This window comes from Streptomyces sp. NPDC002206 (assembly GCF_053593595.1).
This window is the reverse complement of the sequence record NZ_JBSFCW010000002.1, coordinates 675275-692152: the sequence shown is the minus strand read 5'-3', so window position 1 is coordinate 692152 and position 16878 is coordinate 675275. Positions and strand designations below refer to the sequence as shown.

General features: G+C 68.6%; 13 protein-coding genes and 2 pseudogenes. 6 read left to right on the top strand and 9 right to left on the bottom strand.

Going from position 1 to position 16878, the window contains the following annotated elements:
• Positions 1–16: 16 nt before the first annotated feature.
• The 4 genes from ACWCP8_RS07985 to pstC are packed head-to-tail and all read right to left on the bottom strand — an operon-like array spanning position 17 to position 6600.
• The gene (locus tag ACWCP8_RS07985) at positions 17–2653 is read right to left on the bottom strand and encodes a hypothetical protein (RefSeq protein WP_352263572.1); all 2637 of its coding nucleotides are present in this window, start codon (positions 2651–2653) and stop codon (positions 17–19) included.
• Complete coding sequence (locus tag ACWCP8_RS07980) at positions 2650–4329, bottom strand: phosphate ABC transporter substrate-binding protein PstS (RefSeq protein WP_451114851.1); 1680 nt, start codon at positions 4327–4329, stop codon at positions 2650–2652. Before ACWCP8_RS07980 ends, ACWCP8_RS07985 begins: the two co-directional genes overlap by 4 nt.
• On the bottom strand, positions 4329–5573 hold the full coding sequence (pstA, locus tag ACWCP8_RS07975) for a phosphate ABC transporter permease PstA (RefSeq protein ID WP_382839870.1): 1245 nt from the start codon (positions 5571–5573) through the stop codon (positions 4329–4331). The genes ACWCP8_RS07980 and pstA overlap by 1 nt, the downstream gene beginning before the upstream one ends.
• Before the next feature lies 1 nt (position 5574).
• A complete protein-coding gene (gene pstC, locus ACWCP8_RS07970; RefSeq protein ID WP_451114848.1) occupies positions 5575–6600 on the bottom strand; it encodes a phosphate ABC transporter permease subunit PstC in 1026 nt (341 codons plus the stop codon).
• A 602-nt stretch (positions 6601–7202) separates the two neighbouring features.
• Between pstC and ACWCP8_RS07965 the strand changes: the two genes are divergently transcribed.
• Entirely contained in the window at positions 7203–7793 is a 591-nt protein-coding gene (locus tag ACWCP8_RS07965; protein ID WP_451114846.1) for a transposase domain-containing protein, read from the top strand.
• 377 nt (positions 7794–8170) lie between these two features.
• On the opposite strand, the gene ACWCP8_RS07960 is transcribed toward ACWCP8_RS07965, so the two are convergent.
• Positions 8171–8659: a MarR family winged helix-turn-helix transcriptional regulator gene (locus ACWCP8_RS07960; RefSeq protein WP_352263564.1), complete on the bottom strand. Its 489-nt coding sequence runs from the start codon at positions 8657–8659 to the stop codon at positions 8171–8173.
• A gap of 135 nt (positions 8660–8794) precedes the next feature.
• On the opposite strand from ACWCP8_RS07960, the gene ACWCP8_RS07955 reads away from it, so the two are divergent.
• From ACWCP8_RS07955 to ACWCP8_RS07945, 3 genes are all read left to right on the top strand, one after another.
• Positions 8795–9310, top strand: a complete 516-nt coding sequence (locus ACWCP8_RS07955) for a YceI family protein (RefSeq protein ID WP_451114844.1) — start codon at positions 8795–8797, stop codon at positions 9308–9310.
• An 841-nt stretch (positions 9311–10151) separates the two neighbouring features.
• The gene (locus tag ACWCP8_RS07950) at positions 10152–10955 is read left to right on the top strand and encodes a DUF427 domain-containing protein (RefSeq protein ID WP_451114842.1); all 804 of its coding nucleotides are present in this window, start codon (positions 10152–10154) and stop codon (positions 10953–10955) included.
• 517 nt (positions 10956–11472) lie between these two features.
• The gene (locus ACWCP8_RS07945; RefSeq protein WP_451114840.1) at positions 11473–12387 is read left to right on the top strand and encodes an RNA repair domain-containing protein; all 915 of its coding nucleotides are present in this window, start codon (positions 11473–11475) and stop codon (positions 12385–12387) included.
• 343 nt (positions 12388–12730) lie between these two features.
• Here ACWCP8_RS07945 and ACWCP8_RS07940 read toward each other — a convergent pair whose 3' ends face one another.
• On the bottom strand, positions 12731–13330 hold the full coding sequence (locus ACWCP8_RS07940) for an IS5 family transposase (RefSeq protein ID WP_451114838.1): 600 nt from the start codon (positions 13328–13330) through the stop codon (positions 12731–12733).
• 244 nt (positions 13331–13574) lie between these two features.
• Between ACWCP8_RS07940 and ACWCP8_RS07935 the strand changes: the two genes are divergently transcribed.
• Entirely contained in the window at positions 13575–13736 is a 162-nt protein-coding gene (locus tag ACWCP8_RS07935; RefSeq protein ID WP_352263780.1) for a thiamine pyrophosphate-dependent enzyme, read from the top strand.
• A 236-nt stretch (positions 13737–13972) separates the two neighbouring features.
• Here ACWCP8_RS07935 and ACWCP8_RS07930 read toward each other — a convergent pair whose 3' ends face one another.
• Positions 13973–15235, bottom strand: coding sequence for a PucR family transcriptional regulator (locus ACWCP8_RS07930; protein WP_451114836.1), 1263 nt, complete (start codon positions 15233–15235; stop codon positions 13973–13975).
• 449 nt (positions 15236–15684) lie between these two features.
• On the opposite strand from ACWCP8_RS07930, the pseudogene ACWCP8_RS07925 reads away from it, so the two are divergent.
• Positions 15685–15969, top strand: a pseudogene (locus ACWCP8_RS07925) (transposase family protein); the annotation flags it as partial.
• Here ACWCP8_RS07925 and ACWCP8_RS07920 read toward each other — a convergent pair.
• Positions 15966–16180, bottom strand: a pseudogene (locus ACWCP8_RS07920) (dihydrofolate reductase family protein); the annotation flags it as partial. The pseudogenes ACWCP8_RS07925 and ACWCP8_RS07920 overlap by 4 nt on opposite strands.
• Positions 16181–16232: 52 nt before the next feature.
• Positions 16233–16448, bottom strand: a complete 216-nt coding sequence (locus ACWCP8_RS07915; RefSeq protein ID WP_030988248.1) for a DUF6243 family protein — start codon at positions 16446–16448, stop codon at positions 16233–16235.
• Positions 16449–16878: the final 430 nt, after the last annotated feature.

Sequence of the window (16878 nt, the reverse complement as noted above, 5' to 3'; positions counted from 1 at the left end):
GTGGTCTGTGGGTTTCTCAGGGACGAAGGCGCAACCGCCGGGGCAGGGTCAGGCGGGGCAGGACGGTGACGCTCCGGCCGCCCGGGAGGGGCAGCCGCAGCGGCAGCCGGATCCTCGACCCGCCCGCGAAGGGCGCCCCGATCGCGGCGCCGGCGCCGAGGGCGGCACCGATCGGTATCGCGTAGCGCAGAGAGCTGCTGGGGTCCCCCGGGGTGATGCCGTTGGCGGTGGTCTCCACCGCCGCGCCGCCGCCGAAGGCCGCCGCCGCGCTGGGGGCCGGGCTGCCGGGCTTCCCGGTGCCGCCGGCACCGGAAGCACCCGCGACGCCCGAGGAACCGGTGCCGGCGGACGTACCGGTGCCGCCGGATGTCCCGGATCCGCCGCCCGCCGGGTCGTCCGTGGGGTCGCCGGCGGAGGACTGGCTCTTCCAGTTGGCGATCACGGTCGCGGCCTGGCGTGCCTGGGTCCGCAGCGCCGTGGGCAGGGGTGCGTAGCCCGGAGGCAGATCACCCGGGTCGCTGCCGGTGGTCTGGCCCGACCCGGCGGCGTAGTTCAGCAGCCGGGCGTAGTCTTTGCGCGCGCCGGCCGTCAGCGCGGCGGGACGCACCGCGCCGTACACCAGCTGCGCCAGCGGGTAGGCGTCCGCCTTGGCGCTGGCCGGGTCGATGGGGTGCGCGGTGTCGTCGGCCGCACCCGCCGCCGCGGTGGTCAGCGTGGTCACGGTGGGCGCGGTGAACTTCCCTGCGGCGTTGCGCAGTTTGGCGCTCTGGAGGCTGTAGCGGGCGGCCGACGCGGCGTCCGTGATGCTGATCACGAAGCGCGAACCGACGATCTGCGGGCCCACGCTCTTGTAGATGGGCGGTACGGCGAGGGCGTCCCAGTAGGACTTCCACAGGGTGTCGGCGCGGCGGGTGCTCAGCGCGCCGGCGTGCATGTCGTCCACGTAGGGGTGGAAGTCCGTCATGCACTGCTTGCCGGCGACACCGGTCTCTGCCGGGATCAGGCACCACGGGTCGCTCTTGGGGAAGTCGTCACGGGCCAGCTCGAAGGCGAGGCCGGTGGGGTTCACGTCCGCGCTCGTACTGAAGTAGGGGTTGACGTGCATGCCCCACTCGTCGGGAACGCCGGACAGGAAGTGCCGGGCGTCCTCGTCGGAGGCGATCCACTTCCACACCGTACGAGCGGTGTCCGAATGGCCGAGCGAGGTGATCAGATCCGTGTCTGTGGCTGGTGTCTCGGCGACGGAGAGGTGGGCGAACTCCGGGTTGAGGGAGAGGAATTCAGGGTCGGTGACCAGGCCGGCGGGGTTGCTCACGGCCCACTGGTAACCCTTGGCGGCCTCCGATGTGGACGTACCGCCCGAGGATCTGGTCACGACCGAGCCCCATACGGAGCCGCGATACGACTCGGTGAGCAGCTTGGCGACCAGCCGGGGGGTCAGGCTGATGGACTGCACCTTGGTGCCCGAGATCTTCTGCGTGGACTCCGGGGCACCCGCTTTGGCCCTGCGCTCGATGGTGAAACCGATGACGGCGCCGGACAGCGCGACGGGTGCGTAGGCCGTCAGACCGCCCGGTGCGGTGGTGCCGGGGTCGTCGCCGAGCGCACGGGTGGTGAAGGCGAGTCCGGCCTTGGCGTCCCGGGAGAGCCGGGCTCGGGCGTCGGGTTCACCCATCTCGGTGTAGCCGTAGACCGTGCCGGTGGGGCACAGCGCGGCCTGCCAGCTCGTCATGGCATCGGCGGCCAGCTCGCTGCCGGTGGTGGCGCGCTCGTCCGCGCCGAGGGCGCAGTTCGTCGCGACCGAGTTGAAGCCCAGCTTGATCGCGACCCGGTTCTTCCAGTTGGTGGAGGACACCGGGGAGCCGGCGTTGACCTGTGTCCTGTCGGCGTATGGCTGGCCGTCGAGGTCGAGGTGACCCTGCGGGACGATCACCAGCCAGCAGGAGCGGGGGGTGGTGACGCCGGCTTTGGTGACCGGGACGCCACAGCCGAGGTGCGGGGCCTCGTTGGCGGTCTGCACCTCGAAGAACTCCTGGCCGGTGCCGTCGGAGCTAGTGCGGGCGAAGTCGACCTCGTTGGTGGTGATGTAGTTGAACAACGGGTTGTTCTGGGTGTTCTTGGTGATCACCGTGCCGTCGACGGACTTGAACGGCACCTCCCCCTGGCCGAAGGCGCCGCCCGCTCCGTAGCTGTCGTCCTGGCCGTAGTTCGACGGGCCGGCGCTGTAGGTGACGGACCTGGTGTCGTCGTAGGCGTTGCCGGGCCAGCCGCCGCGGTTTGTGGTGGGCGACGCGCCGTACTGGCACTGGGTGCGCGACGGACCGGGGTTGCCCTTGACCGTCCCGTCGTCATCGCCCCAGCACTGCATGATCTGGACGAAGTCGGTGTTGAACAGGGCGCCGGCGAACGCGGTGGACCTCCCGCCGGTCCAGCTCACGGAGACAGCCTGGTTGGTGAGATGCGTGGTCTGGCTGACCGTGAACCTCATGTCCTTGAACTCACCGCGCCCGGACACGGTCACGGTGGAGTCCGCCACGGCGGCGGCCGGCTGGGCGGCCTGAGCCGTAACGGCACCGAGCAGGGCGCCGATCACCGCCCCCGCACCCAGGCGCAGGGTGATTCGGAGCAGACGATTCGTGGCTGAGGTCTTCACGAGGCCGAGTCCTTCCGGGAGGCGAGTGCCCGGGACATGGCGGAAGGAAGCAGCACCAGGCCCAGCAGCACGATCGCGGTCAGCAGCATCAGGGTCTGTGCGCCGCCCCAGCCGCCACGGCCGGCCACGGTGACCGGCTCGGCAAGGTTCACGGAGCCGGCCGCGCCGCCCGACGCGACATCGCCTCCGGCACCTCCGGTGGCGCCGCCCCCGGAGGTGAGTGCCTGACCGGTGTCCGGGTCGACGGACGGGCCTCCTCCCGCACCTCCGGCTGCCGCGCCGCCGGTGCCACCGGCCGAGCCCCCGGACGTGCCGGTGCCTCCACTGCCTCCGGTGCCACCGGTGGCGGACGCGCCGCCGCCGCCCGAGCCGCCCTTCGCGCCGCCGCTGCCGGTGGTGCAGGCCGTTGCGCCCTTCTTGTCGCACGCACTGGGGTACGGAGCGGTCTGGGCGAGGTGGTTGCTGCCGTCGGCGCTGAAGGTGGGGTTGTTGCAGCCCTTGATGTTGATGTTCTGGGTCTTGACGCCGGGAACCCTGCGGATCTGCTCGAACCCGGCCTTGACCAGGTTGATGGGCAGCGGTGAGTAACCGAGTTTGTCGGCCTGCTGCTGCCCCTGGCACATGAAGTAGTAGGAGAAGGCGCCGAGCGTCTTGCCCTTGGCCTCGGTGAAGGTGCCCTGAGCCTTCAGCGGGAGGACCATGTAGGAGTAGCTGGACAGCGGGTAGTTGCGTCTGTCGCTGTCGTTGTAGACCCCTTCGAGCTTCTGTGTGAGGTAGTCCGGCGAACTCTTGTTGGTGTTGATCCGCGCCTTGAGGAGCGAGACCGCGACATTCTGCGCGGTCGGCTCGGTGTAGTAGCCGGAGTGGTTGAGCACCTTGGCGACCGGGAAGTGCGCGTTCAGCGCGTACGAGTAGTTGACGTAGCCGATCGAGCCCTCGCCGTACCCCTGTGCCACATAGCCCGCCACACCGAGGTCACCGGACTGGGCGATCATGCCGGGCACGGTCGGGAAGTACGACGTCTGGCCGCAGGCCCCGGAGCGGCCCACCTTCCCGCAGTACGTGCTCCACAGCGAGGAGTGCTGGTTGGCCATCCACTGCGTGAACTGCGCGGTGGAACCGGACCCGTCGGACCGTACGACAGGGACGATGATGCGGTGCGGCAGCTTCATGCCGGGGTTGTCCGCGGCGATGACCGGGTCGTCCCAGTAGGAGATGGCCCGGGTATAGATCTTGGTGACCACATCGCCCGACAGCCGCAGGTTGGTGACCTTCTTGCCGCCGATGGTCAGGTGGTACATGAACACCGTGCCGCCGGCCACGATCGGCATGTACGCGTACGTACCGGGGGCCGGGTTCTCGGCCGCGGAGCCGTCGGTGGGATGGGTCTGGAACGGGATGTCGGAGACCGCGAAGTCCACGGTTCCGTTGAGGAACTGACGGCGGCCGTCGGAGGATCCGGTACCGGAGTAACTGATCCGCATGCCGTACTGGTTGACGTCGCGGCGCCACTCGTCGACGGCGTTCTCGGCCCAGGTGGAGCCGGCCCCGGCGATCGGGGTGTAGTTGTCCGGCGCGGCGCCGGCCTGTGTCACCGGGCCGAGCAGGATCGAGGCGAGCACGCCGAACACCATGGTCAGGGTGAGCCAGGCGCGGGGTGCGAAATGGCTGGGCATCAGTCGTTCACTCCGGATACGGACGCGGGGGCGGCGGGGTCCCCGCCGGGAAGGATCGGGGCGGGGCCGTGCAGGTCCTCGAAACGCCGGGTGTCACGGCGTGAGGCACGGGCGGTACGCCGTGCCTGCCGCTTGTTCTGCTGACCGGGGCCGCGGCCACCGAGGACGCGGGCCACCGCGAAGAGCACCAGGACGAGCGCCATCAGTACGGCAGCGGCGCCGAACCCGCGGGCGATCATCGTGGGCTCGGGCGACTTGATGAAGGAGAAGACCGCGAGCGGCAGCGACACCATCGGGCCGGAGGTCGGGTCGGCGTTCAGGGCCGCGGTGAAGCCCGCGGTGAGCAGGACGGGTGAGGTCTCGCCGATGCCGCGCGCGGTGCCCAGGATCACCGCGGTGGCCAGGCCGGAACGTGCGGTCGGCAGGATGACGTGCCATACGGTCCGCATCCGCGGTGCGCCCAGCGCCTCGGCGGCCTCGGTGAGGTTACCGGGGACGAGTCGCAGGACGACGTCCGCCGCCCGGATGACGATCGGCAGCATCATCACACTGATCGCGAACCCGGCCGCGAGACCGGACTTCTGGAGTCCGAGGCCGAGGATCCAGATCGCGTACACCATCAGGCCGGCGACGATCGACGGCAGCGCCGTCATGGCCTCGACGATGGTGCGTACGAAGCGGGCGAAGCGGCCGGTGATCTGGTTGAGGTAGACCGCGCAGGCCAGCCCCAGCGGGACGGTGATGGCGAGCGCGATGCTGATCATGATGAGCGTGCCGAGCATCGCGTGGGCGATCCCGCCCTTGGACAGCGGGTCCAGAGGTCCAGCCGCCTGCATGTCCTCGGTGAAGAAGTTCAGGTGGGGCAGCGCGTCGCGGCCTCGGTAGAGGGTGAAGCCGACCACCAGGACGAGCGCGAGGAACATCAGGCCGGCCGCCGACCACAGGACCACGGTCATCAGCCGGTCGCGGACGGCGGGGCCGTCCTCCTCCAGTCCGGTCAGCACCGCGTAGATGCCGAGGAACACCAGGTAGGCGACGACGGCGAAGCCCAGCGCCCCGGACAGGGGCGCGAGTTCACCGAACAGCAACACCGCGACGCACAGGCCCGCGGCCGCGGCACCGCACAGCGCGAGCACGCCGTTGCGGGTGACGCCGCCGATGCGGCGGGGCCGGTCTTCGACGGCCGGCGCCGGCTCGGACGCGGTCGCCTCGACGGTCGTGGGGGTGTTTTCAAGGACGGTCATGTCAGCCCTCGCTCTGGGCGCCGGAACGGGACCGGGCCACGATCGAAGAGGCGGTGAAGTTGACCGCCAGGGTGAGCAGGAAGAGCGCCAGGCCCGCCGCCATCAGCGCCGACATACCGAAGTCGGAAGCGTCCCCGTAGTGCAGGGCGATCAGCGAGGAAACCGAGTTGGCTCCGGTCTGCAGGATGTGCAGCTGGATGGTGAAGACCGGGGAGATGATCAGGTAGACCGCGATGGTCTCGCCGAGCGCCCGGCCGAGTCCCAGCATGGTGCCGCCGATGATTCCGCCCCTGCCGTAGGGGATGACGACCGTACGGATCACTCCCCAGCGGGTGGACCCGAGCGCGTACGCCCCTTCCCGCTCCCCCGAAGGGGCCTGCGAGAACACCTCGCGCATCACCGAGCACATGATCGGCGCGACCATCAGCGCGACCACGATGCCCGCGATGAACGAGGAGGCCGTGTAGACGCTCGTGGAGGCGAGCGGCTGGTCCGCCTCCACGCCGTCCACCCGCAGGAAGGGGACCCAGCCGAACCAGGTGGACAGCCAGCGCGACAGGCCGATCACGTGCTGCTGAAAGAAGAACAGGCCCCAGAGCCCGTAGACCACCGACGGCACCGCGGCCATCAGATCGACCATCGCGATCAGGGTCCTGCGGACCTTGAGCGGCGCCACGTCGGAGATGAACAGCGCGGTGCCCAGCGCCAGCGGTACCGCCACCACGACCGCCACGGCGGCGATCAGCAACGTGCCGGTGAGTACGGCGGCGATACCGAACTTATGGACGTCCGGCTGCCATTGAACCGTCGTCAAGAAGGAGAAGCCGGTGGCGCGCAGCGCCTGCGCCGCCCTCACCAGAAGGAACAGTCCGACCGCCGCCATGATCGCGAGCACCACGACGCCCGCCACGGTCAACTGCCAGCGGAAGACGCGGTCTCCGAGCCCTCGGGCAGCATCCAGCCGCCGTGGGGCATCGTCGTCCGACGGTCTGCCAGATATGTCCGACCCCGCTTCTGCGGTAGCCATCTTTGACCCCCAACCTGGGTGCCACACACCGCGCGTGGCGAAAAAGGCGCATGGCCGCGACCAAACGGGCAACGCGCTTGAGCCAGATTGAATGGCTTGATCATGTCGCCGCCCGCCCACAAATGTGATCAGAATGCGAACATCAGATGGTTATATGGGGCAGGAGGATCGCGCGATGGATCGACCGAATTGCCCCAAGTCGACCGCAATGCAATGGATGTTGAGCCGCTTCGCCTCCACGAGCTCCACACAGAGTCATGGTGACGCAAGAGGTTCAACGGCGCTGTTCGCGGGGTGCGATCGGCCGGACAAATGGCTCGTCTTCGCTGTTCAGGACCGCATGGGCACCGTGCTGGCCGAGCACCGGAAGCTTGACGCCGGCAGTTCCGACCCGCTGTCCGACTCCGCCGAGGTCCTGGCCCCGTCCACGTCGACGCGACCCGTACCGCGCTGCACCGCAGCGCGCTGGGTATCGCGAAGCCCAATGGGCCGACGCGAAAGGTGATCGCCACTATGGTCCGCTCCGGGACACATCGCCCGGTCACGGCGAGCGCGCCCGAGATCCAGGCTTGTCCCTCTATTCTGCCTCCCCGCCTACCCTGGTGACACTCTCGCGGGAGATCACGGTGGCCGCCGGACAGTTCACCGCCGGGCATGTGGGTGGCCTGACTCCTTTTCTGCCCTTCGAGCTGGTGGATGCCGTCCTGGAGCAGACCCGCGCGGTCCAACAGCGGCTGCGGGAACTCCCCTCGCGGGTCGGGGTCTACTTCCTGGTGGCAATGTGCCTGTTCCCGGAGATCGGCTACCGGCTGGTGTGGAACAGGATGGCCTCCTGGCTCGGAGGCGGCCTGCCGGCGCCGAGCGCGAAGGGGTTGCGCGATCTGCACCGCAGCATCGGGTGCGCCCCGATGCGGGCCTTGTTCGAGGTGGTGGCCGGGGCACTCGCCCAACCACGCACCCCCGGAGTGCGCTTCGGCCCCTACTGCACGGTCTCCTTCGACGGCTGCAGCTCGATCAAGGTGCCCGACAGCGAGCGCAACCGGGGCTGGCTGGGACGGTGCCCGCACAGCGGGTATCCCCAGGTCGAGCTGATGACGCTGGTCGAGACCGGCACTCGGGCCGTGATCGGCGCGGTCTTCGGACCCACCCGGGAGGCCAGACCGCATACTCCACCAGACTGTCGCACCATCTGAGCCCGGAGATGCTGGTGCTGTGGGACCGAGGCTTCGACGGCAACGACTTCCTCGCAACCCGGCCGGCGAGGAACAGCCAGTCTTCCGAGGCCGGCCGGGGAGCAGTGCAGAAAGCGGAGAAGCGCGCCGCCACGGAGCGGCGGTGGGACAGAGCCAGATTCCAGGCCTCTCATCACCGTTGACACCCAACCCGGTCGGCCCAGATCAGCGCGCTGCACACGGCTGACTTCGTTGTCGGAGGACAAGGTTGTCCTCCGACAACGAACTTGGACCGTTTGCCATCGAAGTACGAGCGGCCGTAATGGGCGGGTCAGGCTCCGGAGAGTTCTGATCGAGGGCCGGGGCCCAAGCCTGGGCCCCGGGACCTACGCGTTGTCCTAGGCATCCGCCGACTTCGGCAGCAGGCCGTGCATCATCGCACAGTTGTGCGGGCCCTCCAGGCCCCTGATGGCTCGGGTGACGGCTTCGGCCAGCGCGCCGGAGGCTTCTCGGAGGAGCTGCCGTGCCTTGTCGGTGAGCGTCACCTGGATGCCCCGCCGGTCGCCGCAGGCGGTGCTGCGGGTGATCAGTCCGGCGTGCTGGAGGCACGCGACCTGGTAGGTGAGCCGGGTCTTGGGACGGCCGAGGCGTTCGGCGATCTGCGTCATGCGCAGGCCGGTGGCGGGCCCGTCAGCCAGGAGGCACAGCACGAGGAACTCGTCGTGGGAGACCCCGAGCGTCTCCTTCACGCGGGCACGAAGCTGCTGCTCGATCGCGCCGGCCGCGGCCAGCAGCCCCATCCAGGCCCGCAGTTCGGGCGGCAGCAAAGGGGACTCGCCGGTCGCATCACGTCCGGGCAGGTCGTCGGGGACGGGGAGGGTGGCCATGGTGCCCCAGTCTACCTGTTGTTCAAATTTGGAGTATCGGCTAGCCTCCAGTCATCCAAATTTGGATGACTGGAGGGGAGGCGTCGCGCCCAGCCTCCGTTCCACTCACCTCAGGCATCCCATCAGGAGGACCGCATGTCCATGGCAGTCGAAACCGGCACCTGGCAGCTCGACCCCGCCCGTTCCACTGTCGGCGTCCGGCACAAGACGATGTGGGGCATGGTCACCGTGAAGGGCACCTTCACCGGTCTCACGGGTGGGGGTGAGGTCGACCCCGACGGTTCCGCCAGCGGTTCGATCACCCTGGACGCCACCTCCCTGGACACCAAGAACGCCAAGCGCGACACGCACCTGCGGTCCGCCGACTTCTTCGACGCGGACCGGCACCCCGAGCTCACCTTTGCCGTGCACAGCGCGACTCCCGGCGACGACAAGACGGTCCAGGTCGCCGGTCAGCTGACCGCGCGGGGCATCAGCCGTCCACAGTCCTTCACCGCGCACCTCACCGAAGCGAGCGCCGACGTGGTCACGCTCACGGCGGAGTTCACCGTGGACCGGGAGCAGTTCAGCATGGGCTGGAACCAGCTGGGCATGATACGCGGCCGCACCACCGTCACCGCATCCCTCCGCTTCGTCCGCGCGACATCCTGAGAGAGTCCCGCCTGGCCGAGGCACTGCTGTCGGCGTATCAGGTCGGCCGCCAGGTTGGCGTGCTACGTCGGCGGGCCAAGGATGCGCGAGGAAGCGGCCGCCTGTCGGGCAGGGGCGCGATTCATCCCGGTGACGGTGCCGCTCCCACTCCATCCCACGCCTGGAGGCGCTCGGCTATATCGATGCCGCCGTCAACCATCCGTTTCACGAGCGGCAGCGTCACGGCCAAAATGCACAGCCCTGCGATGACCGAGTCCGTGAGAAGGAGATCCAGCAGACTTCCACCGTCATCACCCGATGGTGCGAGAGCGAACAACTCAGAGCCTTCCCATGATCAGGGGCCACGAGTGTGGGGCGGCCGACTGCCGTCTCCCGCCCTGACAGCGTCGGCGCTACCGTAGCGGCTGATCCCGATTCCATACATGTGGAGGCTGATGCTCGGCAGCGTTGACCGGGCTGGGGCAGGGCTCCGTCATCGACGACGCCCAGAAAGACCACTGCTGCGCGATGCGGAACTGCCCCCGATGGGACTCCTTCGGGACAGTGCTGCCACCACGTTCTCCGAGGCCTTGCCCGGCCTCGTCGACGCGACCCGTGCGTTTGAGACGGCAGTCGCGGCGGAGGCTCGTGGCCGACCGGGCGTGCTGCGGAACCCTCTGCCCCGGGGATCCGCTGGGAGCCCGGTCGGGCCTGGGAGCGCTGCGGGCACCTGTCGAGTTTCTCCAGCCTGTCCGAGGCACAAGATGCTGGACAGCCGCCCCCGTGATTGCCTGGTGCCGATGGGCTGTTCAGGGTCTCTGGCCCCGCAGAGCCGGCATGAACCGCCACGAGGACACGCATCATGAAGCAGTACACACCGGACTACCCGGAAATGATCGTCCCGGTCGGCCATGTCGAGCCTGTTCCGCGCCGCATCCGCGGCTACGCGGCAAACCTTCCCGTCCTCGACACCGTGCGAGCACGATATGTGTGGCTGTGGCCCGGCTACCCGCAGTACTGCATCCCTCGGGAGGACATCCGGGACGGGGTGCTCCTCGACGAGGGCCGAAACGTGACACTACGGATCGGCACGGCGCGCCGCCACACCCTCCGGCTGGGCGCGCTCACCCGCTCGGGCGCGGCCTGGGAATGGGCTGACGACGCTCCACCCGCTATCGCCAGCTCCGTCAGCTTCCGCTGGGAGGCCATCGACGCATGGTTCGAGGAGGACGAGCAGGTCTTCGTCCACCCCCGCAGCCCCTACACCCGCGTCGACGCGCTGCGGTCGAGCCGCAGTGTCCGCGTCATGCTCGACGGAGCCGTGCTCGCAGACGCGCCGTCCTCGGTGATGGTGCTGGAGACAGGCCTCCCGACGCGCTACTACCTCGACCGCGTGCGCATCGACTGGACACGCATGCAGCCCACCGACACCGTCACCAGCTGCCCCTATAAGGGCAAGACCAGCGGCTACTGGTCTGTCACAACCGACATGGCCACCTACCCCGACCTCGCCTGGGCGTACGACTTCCCAACCCGGCAGGTAACGCCCGTCGCCGGACTGGTCGCCTTCTACAACGAACACGTGGACCTCTACCTCGACGGGCAACTTCTTCCACGCCCTGCCGCCGTCACCAGAGCCATCTGGGAGCAGGAACACCGCGTGTGACGGCCAGTGGTACCGGCACGAATATCGGTAGCCGCTCCCGCCGTCCGGACAGCCTCATCGGGTGCGAATCTGCGCGACAGCCACGCTCTGGAAACCCTGGTACGCGGGATACCGCCGATCCGCTCCCGCCGGGCCGCGGCGGCGCCGACCTGCCTGGTCGCGACGGTTGCTCATCTCCCCCCTTACCGGTCCCTGAATCGCCCTGGTCGGCGGGGGGCACGCGGCTACTGCGAGGGAGCAGACGTGGACATCCCTCAAGAGCGCGACGGCGCTCGTCCGCTTCCCGAGCTGCGCGTTCCCGCTCAAGGCGCCCGGTGCACTGCGCATGAGCGGCGTCCAGAAGAGGTGCGGCAGTTCTGCCGCGGGTGCTCACCACGCTGGCGCGCAGGTTCTCCCTGCCGTCCCCCGCCAGGCGCACCGCACCTGATACGTCGCGGTGCGAGTGAAACAACCGTCGACGACAGGGTGGGCGGCACCCTGGAGGAAGAGAAGGTGTGAAGGCGGGAGAGGAGGCGTGATGCGGACCAGCGACGAGATCTATCACCGGGTCCGCTGGGACCCGCGGTTCGACCCGGCCCGGTTCGTGCTGGGGATCAGCCAGCGCGGGGATGCCCTCAAACGCATCCCACTGCCTTCCTTCGTGCCCGGGGGCGACATCCCGTGGCACCGGGTGGTGTTCATCGAGGCGGACGGCGAGGTGGTCTGGGACCGGTCCACGGGTGTGGACCGCATCGACGCGTCGCGCGCCGGCCGGGTGCGGGACCGGCAAGCGGAGCTGAGCTCCGACACGAGCTCCGGCAGGGGCGAGCCCGCCGGCGTCCTCGACGTATCCCCGACGACCCGCACGGCGGTGGCCTGGATCCCGCCTGCGGAGCTGTGGCCGCCGATCCAGGACATCCGCCGGGATTACGATCCGCAGATCCACCGCTGGCCGCCGCACGTGAACGTGCTCTTCGGCTTCGTGCCGGAGTCCGACTTCGAGCGGGCGGCCCCGCTGCTCGCCGCGGCGACGGCCGAGACGCCGGTCTTCACCGCCCGGCTGGACGGGGTGCGCACCTTCCGGCACAGGGCGTACTTCACCGTGTGGCTCGACCCGACGGCGGCCGGCAAGGCGCCGTGGGCGGACCTGTACCGCGTACTGCAGCAGCGGTTCCCGCACTGTTGTGGGCCCGCCAAGAACTTCACCCCACATCTGTCCCTGGGCCGGACCCGGGATCCGCGGCGAGTCACCGCCGCCTGCGCCACCCGGCTCGACGCCATGACGGCGACGGTCTGGGAGCTCGTCCTGCTCTCACGCAGGGGCGACGGGCCGATGCGGCCACGGGCCACGGTCGCCCTGCGCACGGGCGAGGTCCGCCGGCTGCCCGCGCCCGCCTCCGAGGCGCCGGGCCCGGAGGACACTGCCTGGCTCTCCGAGATCACCGACAGGTGAGGCACATGGCCAGGCGAGGCAAAGCACCGCCCGGGTTTCAGGTCGCATGGGCGGAGCGTTCTGACACCTGCCGGAGATGCGTCGGCACCTGCCCCTCCCAGTAACCAACGGTGGCTCGCTCGGCAGGTCACCGGCGCCTCTTACCTCCCTTGCGAGCACCCCGGCCCCTGTTCTTGTTCTTGCCGGGCGACGACAAGAACGCCTGCCTCTACCCGCCGCCAGGCCCCAACCCTCCCCGCGTCCAGCAAGGCATCCACCTCGACCATCGTCGACCAGCGACAACCCCCTCAAAGGCTTCGTGGATGTCGTCACGGATCTCCCAGCGGATGCGCAGGTGCCGGAGTCAGTGCACCAGCGCGATCGCACCCTCCACGACCCAGTGGTGGACTCCGAGTCCGGAGACGTGCTCGGTGCCGCGTCGGGCGATGACCGGGTTGATCTTTAGCCTGCGGACCCGGTCGCGGTAGACGTCGTGGTCGTAGCCGCGGTCGGCGTAGATGCGCCGGGGACGGCGCAGCGGTTGGCCGCGCTTTCCGCGGATCGGTGGGACGGCCTGGATCAGCGGGATCAGCTCGGTGACATCGTTGCGGTTGCCGCCGGTCAGGGTCACCGCCAGCGGGATGCCGTGGGCCTCGACGATCAGGAGGTGCTTGCTGCCGGTCATACCCCGGTCCGCCGGGACCGACCGGTGGCCGGCCCGCCTTTCGTCGCGCGCACATGCAAGTAGTCGACGGCAGCGCGGGAGAAGTCGAGCATCCCGGCTGCGTGCAACTCGGACAGCAGCAGTTCGTGAAAGGCGCTGCCACACGCCGGTCTCGTGCCAGTCCCGCAGACGTCGCCGACACGTGAAGCCCGAGCCGAAGCCGAACTCTGGCGGCAGGTGCCGCCACGGGATGCCGGTGTAGAGGCACGAACAGGATCCCGCACAGCACTCGCCGGTCATCAAGCCGCCGACGCCCCGGGTACCGGAAGCGGCGCTCGACCACCGGCAGCAGCGGCTCGATCCGCCCCCACAGCCTGTCCTCGATCTGCCACGGCTTGCGCCCACCAAGTGTCTCGGCCGCACCCACCCCCTGTTCTGCAGACTTCCACGAGAACTGACGGGCCCTCATTCCCCGATACGGAGCGCCTCATTCTGATCCCAGTTCGCGGTACTCGAGGAAACGCCAGGCGTTCCGGGACTCGACCTGCCGGGGCTCGACATCGCCTCCGTGGCCCGCGGCTTCGGATGCCGTGCGGTCGACGTGGAGACCACCGAGGATCTGGAGCGGGAGTTCAAGGCGGCCCTGAGTGCCGACACCACCATGGTCATGGTGGTCCCCACACAACCCCGGAAAGCCATGTTGTAGGGCACGAGCCCGCACGACCTGACGGGGACACCAGCCATGGGCCTGGGGTCGAAGGACCGGGTGTACTTCGTCATCGGTGGCATCCGGGGGCCGAGTCGAGGCGACGGTTCCACGCTGTTGCCGGGATGCTGCCCACCTCGCGGCCGGCCGGGGCCACTCTGACCGGTGACGCCGACACCGCCCGCGCACGCAGCGGCTTCCAGTTGGATCCGCCGGTGACGGCATCACCGCGCATTTCAGGCGGGTCGGGTGCGAAGGAGTGTCGATCCGAGGTACTGAACGGCGCGCAGCGCGACTTCCAGATCGGTGTGCCCCTTCTGGACCGGATGCCCCATGATTTCCTCGGCCTTCCGGATGCGGTACTGCACGGTGTTCTTGTGCAGAATTTGGGCGCTGGCGGTAGCGGTGTAACTGCAGCCGGTGTCCAGGAAGATCTGTGCGGTCTCCCGAAGCCGTGCGGAGTTCTCGTCATCGACGGCCAACGGACCCAGGATGCCCCACACCCAGGCGCGCATGTCGTCGATGTTTGTGGCCATCAAGGCGATGGGAGCGACAGTGGAGAAGTCAGTGAACTGGGGGGCTGGACTGGCCGCTGCCGCAAGTTCCTGCGTGCGCAGTGCCTGCCGGTGCGTGGAGCGGAATCCCTCGATGCCGTAGCCCACGCCTCCAGCGCACATGTACACGGCAGGATCGCTGTGCTCGACGAAATTCGACACCTGTTTCCAGGAGACGTCGCCGTGCGAGCCGAGCGGCAGCCAGGCCCAGGACGCAGTTACATCGCGGGGAACGAACAGCGGCCTGTCAGGGCAGCCCAGCTTCCGGGCGATCTCGTCGGTGATCCGGTGGAGGCGAGCAAGTCTCTCTCCCCCACCCGTCAGTGTGGGCAACCAGGCCACCAGCCCGAGGTGATGCTGCCGGAGCCGGTAACCAAGGTCTGGTTCAGCCCAGTTGAGGTCGACGTCCTTCTCGGTGAGGATGTCTCGCACGCGCGCGGCGCGCGCGGCGGTCCGGCTGAGCAGCCAGTGATCGCGTTCCTGTTGGTAGACCACGATGACATGCTCGGTTACCCGGTCGATGTATCCGAAGCTCACCTGCAGCATGCGCCGGTTGGTCGCGGTCGCGAGATCCTCGTCGGCGTGCTGTCGGTTGAGTTCGTCCAAACACCACTCCAGAAAACGCCAGTGACCGATCCTGTAGGCCCTGACCATCGCGCTGAGCGAGATACCCCTCTGAGCCAGCCTCCTGGCGTACTCAAGAGCAGCTGCAGGACCCTCGATATTGTCCAGAGGAATGTCGTTCTCGAAAATGTGCAGCAGCGTGGCGACATTTTCCGCGACGCTCGCCTGCAGAATTTTGACGACGGCTGCGTCGCCCCTGAGCTCCGGGATCTCGGCAATAACATAATCCCCTACGCCGCGGCTGACCTCCGTGAGGTGTGACCCTACGTTCTCCGCGACCACAGACAGTTGTCTCGCGGCCTCGGGATGCTCCGCAGTCATACCTCGATCTTAGAGAGTGGTTTGTGATCCATCCGTTTCTACGGGACGCGACAGGCCGGACTCCGGCAAGTCTGTGCGATTACCGCCGACGGAATGGTCCACCAATTCCAACCCGAAGGTTGCATTGCGCGCCCAGTGAGATTTTCTCAGCGAATTGATCTTCGCAAGGCGGCGCAATTCGTGCGTGCGTGTGCAGGTCGGATGCGTGGGAGCCAGACGCGGATAGACCTGAAGCCTCTGACAGGACAGGTCTCACCACAAGATCATGTCCGCAACAACCAGGGGCGTCACGTTGGTTACCTATGTTGCCACGCTCGACGTTCCCCGCCACGTGGTGGAGTACCTCGCCCGTTTGCTCACCGCACACCGACGACACCTCGGGACGCCCCGGCGCTCCCGGGTGCTGGGGCCGTTTCGCCAGGCGGTGCCGGTCCGCCCGCCGCCACGCGCTACCCGCGCTGTACAAGGCAGCCGCCGAGGGAATGCCGACTTGGGCGGACAAGGGCTATATCGGTGCCGGCATCGGTATCCGGGTACCCGTCCGCCGTCCCAAGGGCCAGTCCGAGCAGGCCCTGCACGCCGACACCCGCGCAACGAACGCCCTGATCGGAAACGTCCGCGCCCTGGGCGAACGCACCGCCGCCGAACTCAAGCAACGCTGGCGCACCCCGCAAACTGAGAAGACGTCACTGACTGGCCCGTTCTTCGTAGGGCTCGGCACACGAGCCGGCTAACGCGCCACGCGGTAGCGGAGGTAGACGACTCTGGAGCTGAAGGTGCGGGTCTCGACGAGTTCGAGATCCACCCGGCGCTCGCGCTGGGAAAGAACGGGATGCCACCGCCAACCAGCACCGGGTAGACCCTGGCCCGGTACTCGTCGATCAGGCCCGACGCGGCCGCCTCGGCGGCGAGACTCGCGCCGCCGATCGCGATGCCCGGACCGCGCGTCGCGGTCCGGGCCCTGCCCCGTGCGGTGCCGCCCTGCGGCGGCGGTGCGTCAGCTCTGTGCGGTGTCGTCGCCCGCCTGCCCGGCGCCCTCAGCTGCGCCTGCCTTCTCGCGCATCTTGCGCACCAGCTCCGCCTTCTGGTCGGCTGCACCCTGGCGGTCGAGGTTGCGGTGCGGACCGTTGTTCTGCCGTTCGGCGCGGGACAGCCTCTTGCGCTGGCCGCCGCCCATGCCCACGGGGTTGTTGATGTTTTTGCTCACGGTCACGGGTTCTCCCGGTAATGAGGTGAAGTGATCTACGGATTCATCGGTGGGGGACGGGCGGCGACGTCGAAGGACGTCAGCAGGTGCCCATCACGCTCTCACTCGTAAATCGGCGTCTGGAAGAACCATGACAAAGACGTTACCCGGTTCCGTCGGCCCCGCACACCAACCTTTTCGGTTCCCCGGCGTCGGCCGGGCCTTCGGCGAGCGCCCGGGGTCAGCCGTTTCCTTCCGGGAATCTCAGCACCGCCAGCACCCGCCGGTGGTCGCCGCCCGCCCGGGGCAGGTCCAGATGGGCGTTACTGGGCCGCCGCGGGCGTAGTCAGTGGTCGCGAGCACACTGACGGCATGAGAGATCATCTCACCTGCGCCCCGCCGTTACGGGACAACCTTTAGCTTCGTGCATTGGCGGGATCGCCCCGCGCCCGTGCCC

Excerpts from the sequence above, each read along its gene's own strand:
- ACWCP8_RS07980 (WP_451114851.1), bottom strand. The coding sequence starts at position 4,329 with ATGCCCAGCCATTTCGCACCCCGCGCCTGGCTCACCCTGACCATGGTG.
- pstA (WP_382839870.1), bottom strand. The coding sequence starts at position 5,573 with ATGACCGTCCTTGAAAACACCCCCACGACCGTCGAGGCGACCGCGTCC.
- pstC (WP_451114848.1), bottom strand. The coding sequence starts at position 6,600 with ATGGCTACCGCAGAAGCGGGGTCGGACATATCTGGCAGACCGTCGGAC.
- ACWCP8_RS07960 (WP_352263564.1), bottom strand. The coding sequence starts at position 8,659 with ATGGCCACCCTCCCCGTCCCCGACGACCTGCCCGGACGTGATGCGACC.
- ACWCP8_RS07955 (WP_451114844.1), top strand. The coding sequence starts at position 8,795 with ATGTCCATGGCAGTCGAAACCGGCACCTGGCAGCTCGACCCCGCCCGT.
- ACWCP8_RS07950 (WP_451114842.1), top strand. The coding sequence starts at position 10,152 with ATGAAGCAGTACACACCGGACTACCCGGAAATGATCGTCCCGGTCGGC.
- ACWCP8_RS07945 (WP_451114840.1), top strand. The coding sequence starts at position 11,473 with ATGCGGACCAGCGACGAGATCTATCACCGGGTCCGCTGGGACCCGCGG.
- ACWCP8_RS07940 (WP_451114838.1), bottom strand. The coding sequence starts at position 13,330 with ATGACCGGCGAGTGCTGTGCGGGATCCTGTTCGTGCCTCTACACCGGC.
- ACWCP8_RS07930 (WP_451114836.1), bottom strand. The coding sequence starts at position 15,235 with ATGACTGCGGAGCATCCCGAGGCCGCGAGACAACTGTCTGTGGTCGCG.